At 36.4% G+C, this 22,574-nt stretch carries 19 protein-coding genes; 10 read left to right on the top strand and 9 right to left on the bottom strand.

The features are described from left to right. Window positions 1-52 precede the first annotated feature (52 nt). From EV07_RS05070 to EV07_RS05050, 5 genes are all read left to right on the top strand, one after another. The gene (locus EV07_RS05070) at window positions 53-4,039 is read left to right on the top strand and encodes a translocation/assembly module TamB domain-containing protein (protein ID WP_036917894.1); all 3,987 of its coding nucleotides are present in this window, start codon (window positions 53-55) and stop codon (window positions 4,037-4,039) included. An 8-nt stretch (window positions 4,040-4,047) separates the two neighbouring features. Next, complete coding sequence (locus EV07_RS05065) at window positions 4,048-4,425, top strand: ROK family protein (protein ID WP_036917892.1); 378 nt, start codon at window positions 4,048-4,050, stop codon at window positions 4,423-4,425. 95 nt (window positions 4,426-4,520) lie between these two features. Beyond that, window positions 4,521-5,831 (top strand): glutamate-5-semialdehyde dehydrogenase, encoded by a 1,311-nt coding sequence (locus EV07_RS05060; RefSeq protein ID WP_036917890.1) that lies wholly within the window; start codon window positions 4,521-4,523, stop codon window positions 5,829-5,831. Between the two features lie 2 nt (window positions 5,832-5,833). Then, window positions 5,834-6,217, top strand: a complete 384-nt coding sequence (locus EV07_RS05055; protein WP_036917888.1) for a dihydroneopterin aldolase — start codon at window positions 5,834-5,836, stop codon at window positions 6,215-6,217. 7 nt (window positions 6,218-6,224) lie between these two features. Continuing rightward, window positions 6,225-6,830, top strand: coding sequence for an esterase/lipase family protein (locus tag EV07_RS05050; RefSeq protein WP_036917886.1), 606 nt, complete (start codon window positions 6,225-6,227; stop codon window positions 6,828-6,830). Here the strand turns inward: EV07_RS05050 and EV07_RS05045 are convergent. From EV07_RS05045 to EV07_RS05015, 7 genes are all read right to left on the bottom strand, one after another. Beyond that, the gene (locus EV07_RS05045) at window positions 6,813-8,939 is read right to left on the bottom strand and encodes a M3 family metallopeptidase (protein WP_036917884.1); all 2,127 of its coding nucleotides are present in this window, start codon (window positions 8,937-8,939) and stop codon (window positions 6,813-6,815) included. The two genes, EV07_RS05050 and EV07_RS05045, sit on opposite strands and share 18 nt — an antisense overlap. Before the next feature lie 51 nt (window positions 8,940-8,990). Beyond that, entirely contained in the window at window positions 8,991-10,523 is a 1,533-nt protein-coding gene (locus tag EV07_RS05040; protein WP_036918296.1) for an NAD(P)H-quinone oxidoreductase subunit 4, read from the bottom strand. A gap of 68 nt (window positions 10,524-10,591) precedes the next feature. Beyond that, on the bottom strand, window positions 10,592-11,536 hold the full coding sequence (gene thrB, locus EV07_RS05035; RefSeq protein ID WP_036917881.1) for a homoserine kinase: 945 nt from the start codon (window positions 11,534-11,536) through the stop codon (window positions 10,592-10,594). 5 nt (window positions 11,537-11,541) lie between these two features. Next, window positions 11,542-12,594 carry a glucokinase gene (gene glk, locus EV07_RS05030; protein WP_036917878.1) on the bottom strand — a complete coding sequence of 351 codons (1,053 nt, stop codon included), beginning with the start codon at window positions 12,592-12,594 and terminating at the stop codon, window positions 11,542-11,544. A 24-nt stretch (window positions 12,595-12,618) separates the two neighbouring features. Further along, complete coding sequence (gene thrS, locus EV07_RS05025; protein WP_036918294.1) at window positions 12,619-14,553, bottom strand: threonine--tRNA ligase; 1,935 nt, start codon at window positions 14,551-14,553, stop codon at window positions 12,619-12,621. A 4-nt stretch (window positions 14,554-14,557) separates the two neighbouring features. Continuing rightward, window positions 14,558-15,580 (bottom strand): tryptophan--tRNA ligase, encoded by a 1,023-nt coding sequence (trpS, locus tag EV07_RS05020; RefSeq protein ID WP_036917875.1) that lies wholly within the window; start codon window positions 15,578-15,580, stop codon window positions 14,558-14,560. A gap of 6 nt (window positions 15,581-15,586) precedes the next feature. Next, complete coding sequence (locus EV07_RS05015; RefSeq protein WP_036917874.1) at window positions 15,587-16,126, bottom strand: hypothetical protein; 540 nt, start codon at window positions 16,124-16,126, stop codon at window positions 15,587-15,589. Between the two features lie 238 nt (window positions 16,127-16,364). Here EV07_RS05015 and EV07_RS05010 point away from each other — a divergent pair, with 238 nt between their 5' ends. Genes EV07_RS05010 through EV07_RS04990 form a run of 5 tightly spaced genes read left to right on the top strand, consistent with a single transcriptional unit; the run spans window position 16,365 to window position 21,588 of the window. Beyond that, window positions 16,365-17,723, top strand: coding sequence for a YcjF family protein (locus EV07_RS05010; protein WP_036917871.1), 1,359 nt, complete (start codon window positions 16,365-16,367; stop codon window positions 17,721-17,723). Window positions 17,724-17,782: 59 nt separating this feature from the next. Further along, window positions 17,783-18,733, top strand: a complete 951-nt coding sequence (locus EV07_RS05005; protein WP_081936949.1) for a metal ABC transporter substrate-binding protein — start codon at window positions 17,783-17,785, stop codon at window positions 18,731-18,733. A gap of 7 nt (window positions 18,734-18,740) precedes the next feature. Next, complete coding sequence (locus tag EV07_RS05000; RefSeq protein ID WP_036917868.1) at window positions 18,741-19,514, top strand: metal ABC transporter ATP-binding protein; 774 nt, start codon at window positions 18,741-18,743, stop codon at window positions 19,512-19,514. 2 nt (window positions 19,515-19,516) lie between these two features. Further along, complete coding sequence (locus EV07_RS04995) at window positions 19,517-20,389, top strand: metal ABC transporter permease (RefSeq protein WP_036917866.1); 873 nt, start codon at window positions 19,517-19,519, stop codon at window positions 20,387-20,389. A gap of 2 nt (window positions 20,390-20,391) precedes the next feature. Next, complete coding sequence (locus EV07_RS04990) at window positions 20,392-21,588, top strand: DUF4336 domain-containing protein (protein ID WP_052043891.1); 1,197 nt, start codon at window positions 20,392-20,394, stop codon at window positions 21,586-21,588. On the opposite strand, the gene EV07_RS04985 is transcribed toward EV07_RS04990, so the two are convergent. Together EV07_RS04985 and lepB are read right to left on the bottom strand one after the other, a co-directional pair. Further along, the gene (locus tag EV07_RS04985) at window positions 21,578-21,931 is read right to left on the bottom strand and encodes a DUF760 domain-containing protein (RefSeq protein WP_036917864.1); all 354 of its coding nucleotides are present in this window, start codon (window positions 21,929-21,931) and stop codon (window positions 21,578-21,580) included. The genes EV07_RS04990 and EV07_RS04985 overlap by 11 nt on opposite strands. Before the next feature lie 28 nt (window positions 21,932-21,959). After that, window positions 21,960-22,565: a signal peptidase I gene (lepB, locus tag EV07_RS04980; RefSeq protein ID WP_036917862.1), complete on the bottom strand. Its 606-nt coding sequence runs from the start codon at window positions 22,563-22,565 to the stop codon at window positions 21,960-21,962. Window positions 22,566-22,574 lie beyond the last annotated feature (9 nt).

Raw genomic sequence — 22,574 nt, 5'->3', positions numbered from 1 at the left:
ATTCACTCCTTATAGTTCGTCTGCTCCCTAAAAGACACAAAGTTCTAAAGGAGTGACATTTAAACTCAAGAAAATCAGACAATGGGGACTCTTAGGGTCTTTGTTGATTCTTGGTGGCTACACGATTTATAGTTCAACTGATAAGTATTTAACAAAATACATTGAAACCTCTAGGCCTGATTTTGAAAAGAAATTATCCAAGCAATTAGGCCATCCTGCTTTAATAGGACCGTATCAAGGCTTGAGACCATGGGGCTTTGCTGTAGGAAGATCTAAGCTTTTGGAGGGTTCTCAAGACGCATCTACAGCAACTTTTCAAGGCTTAAAAATCCAATTTGCTCCATTTGCTAGCTTCTTGAAGTGGAAGCCTGTTTTGATATTAAGTCCAAAAGAGGCAAGAATTAATTTGAAAGCCAATGAGAATGGTAAATATTGGATATTAGGTCAGCAAAAAGATGGTAGTCCACCAAAGTTAAATTTGAGGATCAGATTGGATGATTCATCAAGTTTAATTTTGGATTCATCAAAGGATGAAATTAAGGCTAGTGCAAGAGCATCTTTCGATCTCTCAAGTAAAAAAGTTAGTGGATATTTTGCATTGTTTTTTGTTGATAATGGCTCGTTATCTATAAGAGGAAATACTCGCTGGGATGTGCTTGATTTTAAAGGTAGAGCTAAAGTTAATAATTTAAACTTAGATAATTTTCAGTCAATCTTCTTTAGTGGATCCGATTTAATTACTAAAGGGAAAGTAAATGCAAATCTAAAATTAGGCATGAAGGATTCTGATATTCATTGTCAAGGTGGGATCCTATTGGAGAACTTGAATGTGACTAGACGTTCTCCTGAGCCGCAAACTCTTTTTTCAAAAACTACTTCTATTAATTGTAGGAATAATGTAGTGATTATACCAAAAACTGCTTTGAATTATGGCCGCTGGAAAGTTGACGTAAGTGCGAATATGCCTATTAAAAACAAATCATTATATAACATGACACTATTCTCGTCTTTACGTCCAAGGGATGCGACTAATTCCGTTTTGGATGTGAATGCTTCGTTGCCTTTATTGTTTGATGATCAACTCTTGTCTCTTGGTGAATTAAATGCAGAGCTAAGTCTTAAAGCACTTCCATTATCATCTTTGGAATCAATAATTGGGACTAATCTAGCTGGTACTCTTTCATCCAATGGCACTATATCTGGGCCACTTTCTTCTCTTACTACTAACCTTTTTGTTCAATTAAATAATCCCCAGTTTGGCCCGGTAAGGCTTCAAGAAAAGTGGCAAGGAGATTTTATTGGCTTGCCAACTGGTGGCGGCACTCTCAAGATGTCTTCTGTTGAGGGAGCAGTGCCTGGCATACTTGAGGCCAAATTAAACAAAAATTGGTCTTTACAATCTTTTGATTTGAATAGATTGAGTGGCAAATTTTCTCTAATGCAAACCAATGAAGGTTATGGATGGGATCTTGATGATTTCAGGCTTGATCGCATTGAACTATCACTGCCTCCTGAGAAAAGCTTTAAACGTACTTTTGGAGAATTAGCTGGAAAAGGAACTATTAAAACATCACCATTGATTGTTGACGGTTCAATATTATACCGATTCCCTAGATTACTCGGAGTCAATTTAAAGGAGGTAACGATTAATGGTAGTTATTCCATGAATAAATATTCTATAAGTGGTCAGATTGTCCCGTCAGATACAGGTGAAATATTATTTAACGCTAATGGCAGCATTGGTGGGTTCTTTAAATTGAAAGCCATCGCTAAAGGAATTACTCCTCAGTGGTTGGCAGATAGCAGTTTGAAAATTTCTCAATTTAATTTGAAACCAAGACTTGCTCGTGGCTCAGCTGATGATTTGACTGGGCTATCTCTTCTTTCTCCTAAAGAATCATTAGATGATCAGATGTCTAATTGGGATTTTTCACGTGTATTTGTCGAAAAATACAAGAGGAACAATGTTACGAAGAGAATTATTACCCCTTCTGATCTTTCTGGGAGCATAGATGGAGAGGCCCATCTCGAGGGTAGTGGGATGTCGGATTTGAAACTTGATATTATGGCTTCAGGTAAGGTATGGACTAGAGGTAATAACATTAATCCAGTAGCCATAAAGCCTTTTACTGCAACATTTAAATCATTATCCTTAAAAGAAAATGGGGAGTTTTCATTTCTAAATCTACCTATTTCAATTTTGTCTTTGTTCTTTAGCTCACCTTCTTCCGTGACGGGAATGTTTGGTGTCACTGGTAAATATAATTTCAAGAATAATTTTCCTGAATTAGATACTGAACTTGTCTTGAAAGATGCTCGTATTTTAGAGAAGGAAATCACCTTAAAGAAAGGTGAAATCTATATTACAAAGTCATATTTGAAGACAAATATATCCTTTAAGGAAAGGAAATCAACAAACCCTATCTTGATTTCTGGACAAGTTCCTCTGTCATCCAATGCACCATTCGATCTAAATATTCAAAGTCATGGAGATGGACTTTCTTTCTTGGATGGTTTGTCTAACAAGGCTTTTTCTTGGGATGCAGGTGATGCCGACCTTAAGTTGTTAATTAAAGGCACTTTGAAGAAACCTATTGCTAATGGATACTTAGATATAAAAAATGCCTCCTTTACTGTAAATGATATGAAGCTAAGGAACTTTGAAACTAAAATTCTTTTTGACTTTGATGAAGCGTATGTTCACAATCTACAAGCAAATATTGGGGAAGAGGGAATAATAAACTCTAATGGTAGAATCTCTTTGTTTCGTGACAGTTTAAATGATGAAAAGAGCCTTTATGTTGAAGCTAGCAATATAGAAATTAGTCAAGATTCTACTACTTTTAATATATCCTCTAAGCTTAATCTAACCGGATCAGTTGTTAAACCATTGCTGGGGGGGGAGACAATTATTAATCAAGGATCTATATCAGCTAGACGTTCTAATCCTCGTCAAAATAAGGCCATAAACAATAGTCGACAAGGAGTTCCTTCTAACCAGAATCGATTTCCACCAAGAACTTTTCCAGAACAAAGTTGGGACTATAAAAGACCTCTGCCTTTATTTATTCAGGACCAGAATTCTTCAGCAAGTAAAATTCTTAAATCTGGATTGCCTAGACAATTATCTTTTATAGGTTTCGACTCCTTGCGACTGCGTTTAGGGCCAGACTTACGAATTGCTTATCAACCAATTGCCAGTTTTAATGCTTCAGGGACTTTGGTTCTTGATGGACCGTTAAATGAAAGCTTGGATTTACGTGGCCTTGTCCGACTTACGAAAGGGAGAGTTAATCTTTTCACTACAACGTTTGACCTTGATAAGAGTGAACCAAACATTGCTTTATTTGCTCCGTCAATGGGTTTAATTCCATACTTAGATATAACATTATCTACAAAAGTACCTGATGTTATTCAAGATCCAAGCCAATTGGAAACTACCAATGATTTCGCTAAAAATGGCTCGGGTTCTATAGGCATAGGTGGCTCAAGATTTGTAAAAATTAAATTAATAGCAACTGGTCCTGCTGATCGTGTATCAGAGAGCTTCCAATTGCGAAGTACTCCTGCATTGCCAAGAAATCAGTTACTTGATCTTATTGGAGGGAACTCATTGACAATGCTCATGACTGGTAGTGAAAGAGAAGTGTTAGTAGATTTATTGAATAGATCATTCTTGACTCCTGCCTTAGGTAATTTAAGTGATGCTTTCAGCGACAGAATACAACTTTCTCTATACCCTGCCTTTGTTGCAGGCAAGGAGAACTTTGATACTGAAGGTGATGTCGTTGAAGATAATGAATTAACTAATAGTGATTCTGAGCAGGAAAATTTATCACCTCAACAAGCTTGGATAGCGGAGATTGGACTTGACTTATCTGAAAAAATTAATTTCTCTATTCAAACAACACCAAATAGAAAGGATATCCCCCCTCAGGGCACTATCACATATCAATTCAACCCAAGTGTTGGAGTATCAGGGGCAATAGATAATAATGGAAATTGGCAGAGTCAATTACAGTTATTTTTGAGGTATTAAATTGAACAATGGATCCACATTCACATGTTGGAATTGATGTTGGCTTTTCTTTTATTAAGACATATCTTTTTCATTCTGAGGTTGAATGTGATCAAAAAGACTATGTTTTTTCACCCCCCCAATCACCTGGTGCTTTCACCATATTTCTAAGTGAAATCATTGAATCTATAGACGAAAATTCGCTAAGAGGTTTCGTTACTGTTGCTATACCAGGAATTTTAGATGATTGTGATAAGAAGGTTATTTCTTGTGCTTTATGGCCTGGATGGATAGATGTACCTTTGGCTAAATGGCTTGAAGCTAGGCTGCATAGGACAATATCACTTATTGCTAAGCCTTCTTTTTCACTAATTGAAGATGCTTCTATTTTTTATTCTCATAATTGACACGTCACTATTTTGCTTTATGTATTAATGACTTTTATAATTGTCACTTTCCTTACAATTTCTAAGGCAGTATAAATACAGGACATTAAGAATTAATGGAAAAGAACACATCAGTCCCATACCCATCGAACGATTTAATCAAACGTTCTATTGATTTACGAAATGCCTCTATAACTTTGGCTCAATGTACTAATGACCAACGACAAGGTGCCTTAATGGCAATGGCAGATGCTCTGGCTTCTAATACAAGGCAAATAACCGAGGCTAACAAAGAAGACTTTTCTAGATCAGAGCAATCTGGTCTTAGTAAACCTTTATTAGCAAGATTGAAAATGGATCATGAAAAACTTGATGTTGCTATTCAAGGCGTTAGACAAGTAGCATCCTTGCCAGATCCATTAGGACTATGTCAACTAAGTCGAGAGCTAGACAAAGGACTAACTCTATATAGGACTACCGTACCTTTAGGTGTGCTTGGAGTGATTTTTGAATCTCGTCCGGATGCAGCGATTCAAATTGCAGCACTTGCTGTAAGATCTGGCAATGGTGCCATCCTTAAGGGAGGTAGTGAGGCTAAAAATACAAATGAGGCGATAATTAATGCTCTAAAGCTTGGACTGAAGAATTCAGATGTACAACCAGAATCTTTATGCTTACTGACAACCCGTCAAGAAAGCTTGAGTCTGCTTCGCCTAGAAGGAATTGTTGATCTAATCATACCCAGAGGAAGTAATGAGCTTGTAAAGTTTATACAAGACAATACAAGGATTCCTGTTTTAGGCCATGCAGATGGAATATGTCATTTATATATTGATTCAGATGTTGATTTAAGGCAGGCATTAGATATTGCTATTGATAGTAAATGTCAATATCCAGCTGCTTGTAACTCTATTGAAACATTGCTTTTACATAAAGGTATAGCAGATTCCTTTTTAGAGATAGCCTTACCGGCCTTTCAAAATTTAGGAGTGACGCTCTTAGGAGATAGTTTGTCTCACTCATATGGAATACCAAATCTTGCGACTGAAGAAGATTGGTCGACTGAATATCTTGAATTAAAGCTTTCTATAAAAGTTGTATCTAATCTAGATGAGGCAATAACTCATATACGTAAGTATGGGTCTAGGCATACAGATGCTATTGCCTCTAGAAACAAAAATACAGCCAAGAGATTCTTGTCTTGTGTCGATAGTGCAGGTGTTTATCACAACTGTTCAACTCGTTTTGCAGATGGATTTCGCTATGGTTTTGGTGCCGAGGTTGGTATAAGCACACAAACATTACCCCCAAGAGGACCTGTTGGACTAGAGGGCTTGGTTACTTATAAATATTTTCTAGAAGGTGATGGTCATATAGCTGCAGATTTTTCTTCGGGTAAAAGGTCCTTTACTCATAAAGATTTATAATCATGTCAAGTCGATCAAACTTGAGCCGTATAAACATCGAGACGATCAATCTTTGGTCGCATGTAGGAGTACTAGAAGATGAACGTCTGTTAGGTCAATCCTTTCTTTTAGATATTTCTATTTGGGTTGATGTAGAAGAAGCTGGTAGAGAAGATGACCTTTTAAAATCTACTGATTACTCCTTAGCTATTATAAGCATTCAGGAACTTGCACTTAAAATAGAATGCTTCACAATAGAATGCTTTAGCGAGCAAATACTTAATACAATCGAGAGCTTATATGGACGTATTCCAATGCATATATTATTACGAAAATGTTCACCGCCAATAGATGGTTTTACTGGAAGCGTTTCAATTGAAAGGGACAGATATTCCAATTTGCTGTAGTAATTTAATGTCACTATTGAAACGCCCTTTAGTACTAGTTCATGGCTTATGGAATAACGAAAAGATTTTCAGAGTATTGCTAACGCGAATGCAACAACCTGAGTCACTTCTGTTTACACCTTATCTACCCCATGGCTCAGGAAGAGTCAATATCAGAGAATTGGCTAGGAATCTCGACGACTATATAAACGAACAATTTGCCTCTACAGATCAGATAGATTTACTTGGTTTTTCTATGGGTGGATTAGTTAGTAGAGTATGGTTGCAGGAACTTGGAGGATTCCGAAGAACGAGAAGATTTTTTAGTATAGGTAGCCCTCATAATGGAACCCTTACAGCTCAACCTATGCCACATTTCTTATTTCCTGGTATAGCTGAAATGAAAGTAGGAAGTGGTTTTATTAAGACTTTAAATAAACAATCAAGAAAACTTCAGAGAGTTAATTGTAGAAGTTATTATTGTCCCTTTGATTTAATGGTATTACCTGGACCTTGTGGAGTTCTACCTATGGGCCCTTCTATATCAGTGCCAGTTCTATACCATAAAGCGTTGGTTACAAATTCAATGGCGGTTGAATTGCTTGTCAGAGATTTGTTAACTGACTGTATTTAGTCCGCATTGTTTTATTAAGGCTTTTGTACTTGCAGGCCTACCTCTAAAGAGTTTAAATATCTCAGCTGGAGGTTTGCTTCCTCCAAGGCTTAGAATTGTATTCCTAAAACGATTGCCAATAATCTTAATTTGTTGTTCATCTTGAAGACCAGCCTCCTCAAAGGCAGAGAATGCATCTGCGCTTAAGACCTCAGCCCATTTATACGAGTAATAACCTGCTGCATATCCGCCTGCAAATATATGACTAAAAGCACACAGATACTTGTCTTCATGAATTGGCTCTATTACAGAAGTTGTCTTGGCGATATCTCTTCTGAGTTCATCAGGTTCAACGCCCAAGTCGTTGTCCCAATAGCTATGAAGCTTTATATCTGTTAAAGCAAAGTGTATTTGTCTTAAAGTGCTAATTCCTGTATTAAAAGTTTGATTGTTAAGTAGTTTTTTGAATTCGTTATCAGGTAGTGGTTCCTTTGTTTGCCAATGCTTTGCAATATCTTTAATAGTTGATTTGTCTAAGCACCAGTTTTCCATGAATTGACTAGGTAATTCAACTGCATCCCATTCAACATTATTAATGCCTGCTGCTTTTGAATGTTCAACGGTAGTAAGCATATGCTGAAGGCCATGGCCAAACTCATGAAATAGTGTTTTAACTTCTTCAAAGCTCATAAGACTAGGCGTAGTTCCTATAGGAGGCGTTTGATTGCAGATTAGGTATGCAACTGGCAAAATATCCTCGCCATCAGATTGTTTACGTTTGATTAGGCATTCGTCCATCCATGCGCCTCCTCGCTTGCTATTTGGTCTGGAATAGGGATCTAAGTAAAACGATGCAATTTCCTCTCCATCATTATTTAACACATTGAATAATTGAACATCTTCATGCCATACAGGATAATTATTTGGATTTAATTCAATATGTATATCAAAAAGCCTTTCGCATAATTTAAATAATCCATCTAGAACTTGTGGTAAAGGGAACCAAGGTCTCAGTGCTTCTTGATTTAAATCGAAAAGCTGACCTCTAAGTTTTTCAGACCAAAATGTAAGATCCCACGGAGCAATTTCTATTTCCTCAGACTGAATGGAATTAGATGCAAACTGTTTGAGTTTTAGGAGTTCAGCTTTGGCTACTGGCATTGCCGCTTCTCTAAGTTCTTCTAATAATCGTTCTACTTCAGAAACATTGACTGCCATTTTGCTGGCAAGACTAACTTGAGCCCAGTTTTGATAACCAAGTAATTTAGCTTGCTGTTTCCTTAAGATAAGAATTTCTTTAATGTATTGCTCGTTGTTTAATTTCCCTTTACTAGCTCTACTGATAAAGGCTTTGTAGATGGTTTCACGTAAACCTCTGTTTTCAGAATATGTCATGAAGGATATATAATTTGGCATGTCTAGGCTTAGGAGCCATGGACCTGTATCTGCTGTTCCTTCTTTCTCCACATTTAAGTCATTGTTGGCCATAGCTAAGTCATTAGCTGCTTTTGCCATTGTTTCAAGTGTTCTTGTGGGCAGACCTTCTATATCTTTTTTTTCTTTTAGTAATAGTTTCCATTCGTTGGTGGCATCTAAAACATTATTGCTAAACAAAGTTGATAATTCAGCAAGACGCTCACTGTTTTTATTAAATTGTTCTTTTGCTTCTCCAACTAAGCCCACCCCTCTGTTTTTCATTGAGAGTAGTTCTGATTCTAAAATTCTCTTTTGTGTGCTGTCCAATAAATTATTATCAGTAGATGATAAAGCTAATAATGCATTAAAGAGAACTTTGCTTTGACCGAGAAGGTTGCTGAAACGAACAATCTCAGGTTGTTGTTTAATGTAGGATTTTCTTAATTCTGGGGAATTAGAGACACTATTTAAATGAGATACAGTACCCCAGCTCCAACGAAACCTTTCTTCGATATCTTCCAAAGGACCTATAATTTCCTGCCATTTTAGATCTAGGCCATCTTTCATGGCTATATCTATATTTTTTTCTAGTAATGAAAAATCCTTTTTCAATCCTTTTAATAGGTGGGGAATTGCATGATCTATTTCTTTATGTGTAATCGATGTAAAATCAGGTAAACCTTTACCGACTAGTAGTGGTGATGTGTTTTTCATAGTAAGTATTTAACCTAAAATCAGTGTTTCCGTAAAGGCAGCTAAGAGTCTCTACGCTATAAGATGATTAGCGATTGCATTAGTTGAATTTCCAACCAAGTCAGTTACTACTCTTGGCCAAAAACCTATTAATAATGTAGGGGCTAAAAGACTTATTGCTATAAAAAGTTCTCTAGATCCCATTTCTTTAACCATTGCCAATGCGGGTATCCTTGGACCGAAAAATACTCTTCTACACATTGACAGAAGATAGATTGGTGTCAGTACTAGTCCAATTGCAGCAATTAACAGAGAAATTGATCTAAATAATGATGTAAAGCTATTTTGACTTGTGATCCCTAAAAATATTGTTATTTCACTTACAAATCCACTCATCCCTGGTAGTGCTAATGATGCTAATGAACTAGTAAGGAAAAGTGCAAAGGTTATAGGAAGTGCTTTTGCTAGACCACCCATGTTTGGTATTGAGAGGGTGTTAGTTCTTTCATAAAATGAACCCGTAACAAAGAACATAGCTGCTGCAATTAATCCATGACTTACCATTTGCAGCATTGCTCCATTTATTCCAAGTGTATTTATTGCACCTATTCCTAATAGAACAAAACCCATATGACTAACTGAACTACATGCAATTCTTCGTTTAACATTGTCTTGAGCAAATGCATTTAAAGCCCCATATATTATATTTACCACACCTATTATTATTAAAGCTGGAGCTAGCTGAATATGTATCTGTGGAAACATTTGCACATTAAATCTTATAAGTGCATAACCACCCATTTTTAATAATACACCTGCTAATAACATTGATACAGGTGCATTTGCTTCCCCATGAGCATCTGGCAACCAAGTGTGTAAAGGGAATATTGGTAATTTAACTCCGAAACCAATTAAAAAGCCTAAGTAACATAATAAACCAAAGGTCCCAGATGGCGATCTTGTTGCAAGCTCAGATAAGTTTAAAGTGAAAGTATCACCTGAAAGTGCTAGTGCAAGACCACTAATCAGAATTAATAGTGAGGCAAGTGCAGTGTATAATATAAACTTTGTGGCAGCATATAATCTTCTTTTGCCCCCCCATATTGCAATCAACAGATATACTGGAACTAGTTCTAATTCCCAAGCAAGGAAGAAGAGAAGAAAATCTTGTGATAGGAAAACTAAAGATTGCGCTGAAGCCTGAATTAGTAATAAAGAAAAATATAATTTTGGTTTATTTGTTATTTTCCAACTCGCAAGTGCTGCTAGAAGAGTTATTAATCCACTTAATGCAATTAATGGAGCAGACACCCCATCAAGTCCTAGTGACCATTCAAGTCCTATTGATGGAAGCCACGTTATCCTTTCTATTAGTTGTAAGTTACTTTCTTGGCTGTCAAACACGCTTGTTAGAGCAATTATTATTAGCAAGAAATCAGCTGCAAGGAAGCCAATGGCGTAGTTCCTAATGGAAAAATCCCCTTCTTCTTGTCCCTGAGGTAGAAATTGAATTACTAAAGCACCTAAGGACGGCAGTAGGACTATTAGCGATAGCCAGGGAATCGTTGCGTTGGACGCTGTTGGTGTTATTAAATTTGCGTCCATCATCTTTATTTTTTAAAGAATGGAATCTGACTTTATCAGCTTTTGTTCCATTTGGTGAGTAAAATTACTCAATTTAGGCCAGGTTTCCAAGTGGAGCCTGAAGTTTGAAGGTCTAGCAAAGGAGCACGGCTTGCCACTCCTTCGCTTTCCCAAGCTTTTACCATGGCTTGGCTAATGTCCTTGCCTTTTTCTTTTTTACATAAGGCAAGAATACTCGGTCCTGCTCCGCTTATTGCACATCCAAATGCTCCTGCTGCCATGGCAGCTTCGCATACGTGAGCTCCTCCCTTTATTAATTTCCATCTATATGGTTCATGTAGACGATCATGCATGCCATCGGTAATCAAGTCTTCTCTACCCGTCCTTAGGCCATGTAATAAAAGAGTAAGTGATCCTAAATTCATTACAGCATCTGATATTGGAACTGTTTTTGGCATTACTCTCCTTGCTTCACTAGTACTAAGCCTTAGAGACGGGATAGCAACTACAGCTTTTATAGATTGGTCCCAGTCACATCTAACCACTCTCCATCTTTTTGATTTTGCTTTTGCTGTAAAACATAAACCGCCTAGAAGTGATGGGACAACATTATCTGGGTGACCTTCTATGTCGATAGCTAGCTCAAGAAGCTTTTCCTTGCTTAAAGGATCATTGATTAGTGCATTCGCACCTACAAGACCCGCAACTATTGCAGTAGCACTGCTACCAAGGCCTCTAGCAGGCGGAACTGCAAGTCTTACCCTTGCTTCTAAGGCAAATGGTTCTACTTGAGCAGTCTGCCAAACTCTTTGTGCAGCACGATAAAAAAGATTTTCTGGACCCCCTCTAAGATGATTTCCTTCCGTGCTTTCCATGATTAATTCGAACCTTTCACTATCACCATCAATACGCATTATTGAGAAATGATTCTTTAAACCTAATGCGGCACCTAGACAGTCGAAACCTGGCCCAAGGTTCGCTGTTGTGGATGGTACTTCCACTAAAACTTTTTTGCCTAAGGGAGGCTGCATCATTAACTTTATCTCCTCAATAAGTTTGGCATTCTGCAGGCCATTAGATGGGCTTTACATGCTGCTCCAAATAGTCCACAATTTCGATCGGTTATTGCCATGACTGGAATTCCCTCAAGATAATTAGAGAATCTACCCTTGTTCCTTAATGATTTTAAAAAGCTTTCTGATTTAAAGTTGTCGATATGTCTAGCAGCGGGACCACCCCCAATCCATAAACCATCATTGCATAGCTCTTGAAGAGCTATGTCCCCTGCCGCTGATCCATAAGCACTTATCCATATGTCCAATACTTCTCTCATGACAGGATCTCCTTCTTCAGCTGATTTGTTTATCGTTTCTGCTAAGTCTGTTTTTGTATCAATGGTAGATGATGTTGATTTAATTAATCTATTAAGAGGATGGAATTTTGCATCCTCTTTTGTCAATCTCCATCTTGCAATATTCACCAAGCCAGTTCCACTAACAATTCTTTCTATTGAAAGTCTCTTAAGTCCTAGATTTATTTTTAGCCATTTGCTTAGTTCCCATTCACTATCATTCCTTGGCGCAAATTCTCTATGTCCGCCTTCGCTGGGTAGCACTTTGATTTCGGTGCTTGTAATTAATCCTCTTGCCACACCAAGTCCTGTACCAGCGCCAAGAATTGCATAAATATTTGGTGTAATATTTTTAGGGTCTTTGTTTTTGGAGTATTGAATTATTTCATATTGACTCTTTTCTAAAAATGGGATTGCATATATTAAACATGAAAAATCATTAATAATAGTTATATTTTCCACCCCTATTTCTTGCTTTAATAATTCCTCATTGATTTTCCAACCGAGGTTTGTTAACTCTGCTGAACCATTACTTACATAACCAGCTAAACCAATGCAAGCATATTTTGGCTGCGATATCTTGCTAGATAAATTTGACAAATAATGATTAAGAATTAAATCTAATCCATCCCACTCTTTAGACTTATAGGATTTAGAATTAATGAGATTAAGTTTTTGCTTAAACTCATATATGCCAAGGAGTGTTTTTGTTCCTCCAACATCAGCAGCTAATAAGTTCATATTATGTTTAATAGTTTTATTAATTTACTTTGTTGATTTTTCAAATTCAGATGTTGATTTAAGTGATATTGATTTACTAAGTATATCCTCAAAATCATTTAAATTCATATTCCCAAGGTCATTTCCATTGCGAGTCCTTACAGAAACAGTTTTATTTTCTTCTTCTTTATCACCTACTATTAATAAATAAGGTATCTTTTGTAAGGTATTCTCTCGTATTTTAAGACCTATCTTTTCATTTCTTATATCGGCTACAGACCTATAACCTTTTGCAACTAGTAAATCAGATATTTCCTCACATCTTTTTGTATTCCTATTTGTTATTCCTAGAATTGATACTTGAACAGGTGCTAACCAGGGTGGAAATTTCCCTTCATATTCTTCAATTAAAATTCCTATAAATCTTTCAAAAGATCCAAGTATTGCCCTGTGGAGCATTACGGGTTCTTTCCTTTGGCTATTTTCATCTATATAGCATGCCCCAAGTCTTCCTGGCATTGAGAAATCTACTTGCACTGTGCCACACTGCCATACTCTTCCCAAGCAATCTTTTAGAGAGAATTCAATTTTGGGACCATAGAATGCACCCTCTCCAGGTAGATATGACCAATCAAGCTTTTTGATGTTTAAAGCATCTGCAAGTGCTTTTTCCGACTTGTCCCAAATATCATCTGTCCCAACGCGTTTCTCTGGCCTTGTAGATAGTTTTATGATAATCGAACTGAATCCAAAGGACTTATAAACTTGAAATACTAAATCTATAAATCTGCTTACTTCTTCTTGTATTTGTTGTTCAGTACAAAAGATATGTGCATCATCTTGTACAAAATTCCTTACTCTCATTAGACCGTGAAGAGCTCCAGAAGGTTCGTTCCTATGGCATGAACCAAATTCAGCAAGTCTTATTGGTAAATCTCTATAACTTTTAAGACCTTGGTTGAAAACCTGAACATGACAGGGACAATTCATTGGTTTAATTGCATATTCTCTGTTTTCGGAAGTTGTAGTAAACATATCTTCTTTAAATTTTTCCCAGTGACCTGATTTAACCCATAACGAACGGTCAACGGCTTGAGGCGTTTTAATTTCTTGATAGTTGTTAATTGTTAATACCTGGCGTATATATCCTTCTAGAACTTGGTATATAGCCCATCCTTTTGGATGCCAAAAAATCATACCAGGTGCTTCTTCTTGAGTATGAAATAAATCCAGCTTTTTACCTAATTTACGATGATCTCTTTTTTCAGCTTCATCTAACCTTGTTTTATATTCTTTTAATTCTTTTGATGTTCTCCATGCTGTTCCATATATTCTTTGAAGCATTTCATTGTTAGAGTTTCCTCTCCAATAAGCCCCAGATACTTTCATTAATGAAAATATTCTTAAGTGTTTGGTATTAGGAACATGAGGTCCCCGACACATGTCTATATATTCTTGATGTTTATATAGCTTAATTATTTCGTTTTCTTTTATTTGTTCTATTATCTCGATTTTGTAAGGTTCGTTCCTTTCTTTAAAAACTTTTCGAGCAGTTTCTTTTGAAACGATCTCTACATCGACCTGATAGTCTTGATTAATTAATTCCGTTACTCTTGCTTCTATTTTTGTTAGATCATTTGGAGTGAATGGTTTGTCGTAAGAGATATCATAATAAAAACCATTTTCAATTACTGGTCCTATTGCCATCTTGGCTGTTGGATATAATTGTTTTATTGCATGACCTGTTAAGTGCGCAAATGAATGCCTAATAATATCAATACCCTCTTTACTTTTAGATGTAATTACATTGACTTCTGCATCAAAATTAATTGGAATACATGTATCTATTAATTGGCCGTTTACTTTGCCAGCCAAAGCTGAACTGGCTAGCCCAGGCCCTATGTCTGTAGCTATTTCATCAATAGTAACTGGATAATCGTATTTCTTTTGACTTCCATCAGGTAATGTGATTATAGGCATTATATTAATTATTTTGAAAAAAACCAAGTGCAGTTTTAACCCTTTTCAGAGTTATCTCAGAAACTGCTTTTGCTTTGCTAGTACCTTCAGTTAAGATGTTATTTATTGTATTAGGATCTTTCATAAGTAAATTATATTTAGATTGTATTGGTTCAAGTGAAGATATAATTGCTTCTGCTAAGATTGGTTTGAATTTTCCCCAACCAATATTAGCAAATTCTTTTTCGACTTCTGCTCGTTTTTTATTGCTTACAAGTGAATAAATTCCTAAAAGATTATCAGCCTCAGGCCTATTTGAATTTCCAAACTCTAGCCCCATGTATTGATCTGTTTTTGCCTTTTTGATTTTCTTACTAATAATTTCAGGAGGGTCTAATAGTGAGATCCTACTATTCTCATTAGGGTCGCTTTTGCTCATTTTATTATTTCCATCGATAAGACTCATTATTTTTGCACCCTCTCCTAGTATTAGTGGCTTTGGTACTTTTAGTATAGGTATTTTGTCATTTTGGCTAATCTTATAGCGTGAATTAATTCTTTGTTGAGCAATATCCCTAGCCAGTTCAAGATGTTGCTTTTGGTCTTCTCCTACGGGGACTATATCAGCATCATATAAGAGGATATCTGCCGCCATAAGAACAGGGTAATCAAGTAGGCCTATAGATACATTGTCTCCTTGTTTTAAGGCTTTCTCTTTGAATTGGATCATTCTTTCCATCCAATTTAAGGGGGTTACACAGTTAAGTAGCCAGCAAAGTTCACTGTGAGCGGGTATATGACTTTGAATAAATATTGAGCATTCATTTGGATCCATCCCACAAGCCAAATAAAGTGCTGCTGTTGAAATAGTTTCTTCTTTTAATTTTTTGGGATTATGCGGAACAGTAATTGCATGGAGATCAACTACACAGACAAAAGTTTCATATTGTTTTTGTAGATCTACCCAGTTACGAATAGCTCCTAACCAATTACCTATATGTAGGGATCCTGTTGGTTGAACCCCTGATAGAATTCTCTTGCTGGCCACAGATTTTTATTCTTTATTAGATTTTTTGTCGTCTTCTTTATTTAAATTGTCCGTATTGTCTTTATCAACTTTGGCTGTAGTCTCTGGATTGGCTTCTGTTGAACCTAAATCAGTCTTCATATTTTCTTCTTCTGTATTTTCATGATTGGTTTCTAATGTTTTAGTTTCTGGTTTAGCAGGTCTTGCAAAGGGGTTTGCTTTAAGGCTCTGGGATGAGTGGTTTTTGTCTCTGTTGGCTACCCTTTCATATTGATTTCTATTGCTAGGCACACTTGGTGCTTGCGATTTGTATTGCGATATTAGATCGTCAAGTTTTCCTTGCTCTAACATCTCACCTAATGTTCTAACTGCAAAACCTAAAACTGCAACTGTTGATCTAAGGTTAAAGGCTTCTTGAATTGCACGTGAGGCTCTCATTTCATTATCACTTAGGCGTATCCGGAAGCCTCCACCATCACGATTGTTACTACCCCTTCCTCCTCTAAATCCTCCTCTTCCTCCATCGCGTGGCCCATTAAATTGTTTATTTTCATAAGAATCACTCATGACATCTAGATATATCAAAATTTAATTTTGCCGCATAAGTGGCCTTATTGAAAAGGTTTAAAGCAACTCGTTGAGTAGATTCACACTTTTTGGATTATTTCTTATTTTCAACTCCTATCTTGTCAATTTTATTTTATGAGAATTTTTGTCTCAAATCGTCGATTCTGCTTGCTTTTTAACTGATTAAGTTTGCTTTAATAAATTTATAGAGTTATCTAAGTAGAACTTAACTAGTTTTATGAAAAATCCTATTTCAACTTTAACTCAGAAATTTTTACCAGTTGGCAAGATCGGTTTCGTTTTTGGTTCGCTAATTGCTGGTGAATGGGTCCTTAATGATCTCGTTCATATTCCTTCAAGTGGAATGGCGCTTATAGCAGCTGGTGCTGGTGTTTGGATCTTTTCTAAAACTTCTTCCTCCTCTTTTAAGGCACCAGAATCAGTTAAAGGTTGGGTTAAACGATGTAAGTCTGTCCTTAATCAATTTGAGGCCTTAGAAGATTCATCAGTTCATTTTCAAAAAACATCTGAGCGAACTAATGCTCTTCAATCGATCCTTTCGAGAGAAGAACCTCAGTCTATTTCAGTCATAAGCACAGAGGGTGTCGATTTACCTGATATAGACTCTATTAAATCAGCAACATTCTCCTCAAATGATTTCAACCTCTCATTGTCTTCTTCGCTGCCGATAAATAATGAAACCTGGGAATTACCTAATAAGATTTTCGAAAAGGATTTAATTATTTATTATTTACCAGTACCGCTAAGAGCTGTTGATCTGATCTGGCTGGAAAGATTACCCGCTGATTTGGCTTCCTGGATATTAATCTCTATAGAAGATTCAGCTCAATGGTCTAATCAATACAAAGCTCTTCAATCTCAATTACCAGATAGATGGACGAATCGAATTCTGAAATGGGATAAGTCTAATGAAGATTTGCGTAACGTTTTGAGTCCAGTTAGACGTTGTTTAAACCAACCTAAGCGCAATATTGATTTCACTCGTCAGAGATTACTTTCAAGACTCCATAGCGAATGGCAAAGTGATTTAGAAATTTTAAGAAGACAAGAATTCAGGAACATTCAAAATCGCTCACAATGGCTAGTCGCTGGAGCTGTTTTTGCCTCTCCAGTACCATCTACTGATTTGCTATCTGTAGCTGTAGTAAATGGTTTGATGATTCAAGAGATGAGAGGTCTTTGGTCATGTGATATAAAGCCTGAATTATTAAATGCAGTAGCTCGTCAACTCGCTATCGCTGCACTTGCGCAAGGTGTAGTTGAGTGGAGTGGACAGGCGTTATTAGGCGTAGCGAAATTACATGGAGGCACCTGGCTAGCAGCTGGAGCTATGCAAGCATTAAGTGCAGCTTATATGACTAGAGTTGTAGGCACCTCAATGGCTGATTGGATGGCTTTAAACAATGGCGTAACTCAACCTGACTTGGAGTTGCTAAAAATTCAAGCACCGCAGTTAATAGCCAATGCAGCGGAAAAGGAAAAAGTTGATTGGTCACGTTTTGTTGATCAATCTAAAAATTGGATTGCTGAGCAAGTTAGTAATGATTCTAATCAAATAAAACCAAAATTTAGTTAAACTTTAGTTTACTTATCTCTTTATTTAGGCTTTAACTTAACTATTTTAAGGTAAATTTTTTGCAAAATACAAAGCAACTTGATATCACAAATATAAGAGTTTTTTTTACCACTCTTATAGCATTGTTTTTAATCTCTTGTGGAAATAATATCTACGAATCAAATGTAAAAGATGATTCTTCAAAGCTTAAAGTTATAACAACTTTTACTGTTCTTGCAGATATAGCTAGAAACATATCTGGAGATCGATTAATTATTGAGTCTATTACTAAGCCTGGTGCAGAAATTCATGGGTATAAGCCAACACCAAGTGACTTGATTAGAGTTTCTGAAGCAGATTTAATTATAGAAAATGGATTTGGATTAGAAAGATGGGCTAGTAGATTTACATCTTCAACAGATAATGTACCTAGAATTACATTATCTGATGGAATCAAACCATTATTTATAGATAGTGATTTATATAAGGGCAAACCAAATCCTCATGTATGGATGTCTCCCAAGAGGGCAATTCATTATGTAGAAAAGATTGTTAAAGCATTTATTGCAATAGATCCTCAAGGTGAGAATCTTTATATAAGGAATGGAAATCTATATAAAAACAAATTGAACGAATTAGATAACCAATTAAGAAATGCTTTGAAAACAATTCCTGCAGATAAGCGCATATTAGTTACATGTGAAGGAGCCCTTTCTTACCTTGCAGATGATTACGGTTTTCAGGAAGCCTTTTTATGGCCTGTTAATGCAGAGAGTCAGGTTACTCCTAGGAGGATGAAATCTCTTATAGAAACTGTTAACAAAACGCAAGTGCCTGTAGTATTTTGTGAATCTACTGTTAGTGAAAAAGCTCAATTGGAAATAGCAAGAATTACTAAGACTACTTTTGGTGGTAAGTTTTTTGTTGACTCACTTTCTACTTCTGATGGACCTGCACCAAACTTTTTGGAAATGCAACGCCACAATGTGGATTTGATCCTTAATGGGTTTTCTAAATTAATTACTAACTGAATGACAAATGGAATCTTTTAGAAATACAGATATAAGGATTCATGCAGATCAAATTTGCGTTGATTACAACGGTACCGTTGCATTATATGACGCGAGTTTGAAAGTACAAGCAGGTTGCATTTGTGGACTTCTTGGGATGAATGGCGCTGGTAAATCAACTTTGTTTAAGGCCTTAATGGGATTTGTTAGACCTTCTAGAGGGAAAATATTAATTAATGGAAGTAATGTCCGTTTAGCTCAGAAGGATCAAGCTGTAGCTTATGTTCCACAAAACGAAGGTGTTGATTTCTCATTCCCTGTAAGCGTTTGGGATGTAGTGATGATGGGCAGATATGGGTCAATGAACTTCTTAAGAGTCCCTAGAGAATCAGATAAAAAAGCAGTAGTCCATGCTCTTGAAAGGGTCGAATTGTTGGGATTGTCTGATAGGCCAATAGGATCTCTTTCTGGAGGTCAGCGAAAAAGAGCCTTTCTTGCACGCGCAATTGCTCAGAGAGCTTCTGTCTTGTTGCTTGATGAGCCATTCACTGGTGTAGACATTAGGACTGAGAAGTTGATGGCGGAATTATTTCTGCAATTACGTCAGGATGGCCGATCTGTATTGATATCAACTCATGACCTCAGCCATGTAAGGGATTTTTGTGATGTTGTTGTACTTATCAATAAAACAGTACTTGCGTATGGAAATACCTCTGAAGTTTTTACTTCAGAAAACCTGTCAATGACATTTGGAGGCATGATGCCAGACCCTATTTCTGGGTCAATTTCTTTTAATGAGTAGATATGCATGATTCCTTTATCTCTTTAATTCCGTATTCGTTATTAATAGATCCTCTTGCTCATGAGTTTATGAGAAGAGCTTTGCTTATTAGTGCAGTTGTTGGAGGTGTTTGTGGCTTGCTTTCTTGTTATATGACTCTTAAGGGTTGGGCATTGATGGGAGATGCTGTCTCTCATGCAGTAATGCCTGGAGTTGTTGTTGCTTATGCTTTAGGCTTGCCTTTCTCTTTAGGAGCTTTTGTCTTTGGTGTTGGATCAGTCGCTTTAATTGGTTTCGTTAAACAGAAATCTAGAGTTAAGGAAGATACAGTTATAGGATTAGTTTTTACTGGTTTCTTTGCCCTAGGCTTAGTATTAGTTTCAAAGATTAAAAGTAATATTGATTTAATGCATATACTTTTTGGGAGTCCATTAGGAATATCAGATTCTGATGTAAGACAAACATTATTTATTTGTCTTATTGTTGTTTTTCTATTAGTTGTATTTAGAAGAGATTTGATGCTGTATTGTTTTGACCCTACTCATGCAAGATCTATAGGGATAAATACAGGTTTATTACATTACTTATTGTTATCAGTATTGTCATTAGCTGCAGTGGCAGGATTGCAAACTGTTGGCATAATTTTAGTCATAGCAATGTTAATAACACCTGGCGCAACAGCTTATTTACTTACTGATAGGTTTGATAAAATGACTATATTGGCAGTTATAAGTAGTGTGATTTCCAGTATTTTAGGTGTTTATATCAGTTATTGGTCAGATATTGAGACAGGTGGATCTATTGTTCTAGTCCAAACGACAATCTTCTTAATTGCTTTTCTTTTTGCCCCAAGATATGGAATCTTGAAAATTAATAACTCTACTACTAAAGAATAAATATGGCATCCAATCTAATTAAGTACAATTTAGGAGAGAATAACAACTGGTTTTGGTGGCCTTTATTCCCCCTTTATCCTTACGGTTCTCGTAACACTGTTTTTACTGAATTGGTACCCGACTTGGTATGGAGTTTTGAACAACTTCAAGGTCTCTATTATGTCGCAGTACCTATAAGAATGACTGTTGTAAAAGTCCCAAAAGGATTGATGTTGATCAACCCTTTGCCACCGACAATAGATTTAATTAAACAATTAAGGATTTTAGAGAATAAATATGGACCTATTCGTTCAATTGTTCTTCCTACAGCCTCAGGATTAGAGCACAAAATTTCAATGCCAGCGATTTCTCGTATATTTTCCAAAGCAATTCTTTGGGTTTGCCCTGGTCAGTGGAGTTATCCTTTCTCTTTGCCTTTATCTTGGTTAGGTTTTCCTAAGAGTAGAACTAGAATTATGTTTGCTGATGGCTTGCCTCATAAGGAGGCTTGTCAGTGGATTTCTTTAGGACCTATTGATATTGGTCTTGGTCGATTTCAAGAAGTTTCCTGCTATCACAAACAATCCCAATCTTTGATAGTTACTGATGCCTTAATTGGTGTTGAATCAGAACCGCCTCAGCTATTTGATTTAGATCCAACTGCTCTTTTATTTCATGCAAGAGATAATGGCTATGAACCTCTCAATGATTCACCAGAATTAAGAAGGAAAGGATGGTTCAGATTGGTTTTATTTGCGTCATATTTAAAACCGTATCAATTAAAAATCCCTCCACTTTTGACTATCTTTAAGAATGCATTTAAACCTGGACTTCGTAATTGGAAGTCTCATTTTGGGATTTACCCTTTTCTCTGGCATAAAGACTGGGAATCATCTGCGCGTGAGATTATTGGAATAAACAAACCCCTTTTGCAGGTGGCACCGGTTTTACAAAGATTAGTATTCCCAAGAGCCAAAATTGAGATTCTTAGATGGTTAGATGAATTGAAAGAACTAGAAGGTATGAAGAGTCTCATCCCTGCACATTACTCAGCTCCAATAAAGTTCACAAAAGCAGAATGTGTCACTTTAAGGTCAAGCATTAATTTTACTAAGTGGTCACCTTCTAATAAGAACTGGTCTTTTCTTAGTTTTGTAGATGAAACCCTATTCAATAAAGGAATAATTCCTAAGGACCCTTTGAAGAAATTTAGAGATTAAGATCATCTGGATCGATGGACATCTCTTCATCTGTTAAGAGTGACTCTTCAAGTTCTTTCCTTTGCTCCATTTGTCTTAGAAAGTAGCCTGTCATCATTGCAGAAGCCAGGAGATTAGCAAAATTATCTCTTGAGGATGTTACTTTTACTTCAAACTGTTCTCCAGGAAGCATCCCTAATAGTCCTTGTACGTTGTGTCGAATAATATCTTGAATATCAGTGCTAGCAGACTTGGCAACTCTTTGAAGAACATCAGGGGATTGTTCCTGTAGATATTGAATTAGGTCATTACCATTGCTGTTGCCATCATTGTTATCTGTAGCAAGAAACTCTGGGTTAAACATCCAAATGAGCTCTATATATACATAGACCTTATCGCAATATGTGCAAAGAAGATAATACTTCTTTGGCGGGGAACCGTATACGACCTATGCTTTTAAATGGCCAATATCTAAAAACCGCTGTGCCAATAATGTTTTTTACTGATAGCGGTCCCCAAATATGAGAATCTAAACTGTTGTTTCTGTTGTCCCCTAATACCCAGAGAGAATCTGACGGAACTACAATTTCTTCCATTTCATATCTGATTGTTTCTATAACCCAAGGCTCTTCTATAACTTTTCCGTTTCTGACTAGCTTTCCATTATGAATTTCAATTTTATCTCCAGGTATACCAACTACTCTTTTTATTAAGGCTCGATTGCTTGTATATCCTTGATCAGTAATAGCTTTAGGTGGATTGAAGATCACTATCTTGTTCCTTACAGGGCTTTTGTGAAAGATTTTATTGATTTTTGGACTTACTTTTTCTATAAGTATTCTGTCTTTAATTTGAAATGTTGGGAGCATAGAGCCAGAGGGTATCCAACGTGGCTCTAGGATTAACCATCTAAGAAATAGTGCAAGAAGTATCCATAGGATTAGGTTTATCCATCCAGAATTCTTGGTATTTAATTTGTTTGCTCCTGAATCTGTCATTTAATAAAG

The sequence above is a fragment of the Prochlorococcus sp. MIT 0603 genome (assembly GCF_000760215.1).
Taxonomy (GTDB): Bacteria; Cyanobacteriota; Cyanobacteriia; order PCC-6307; family Cyanobiaceae; genus Prochlorococcus_E.
This window is presented reverse-complemented; position numbering and strand designations above follow the sequence as displayed.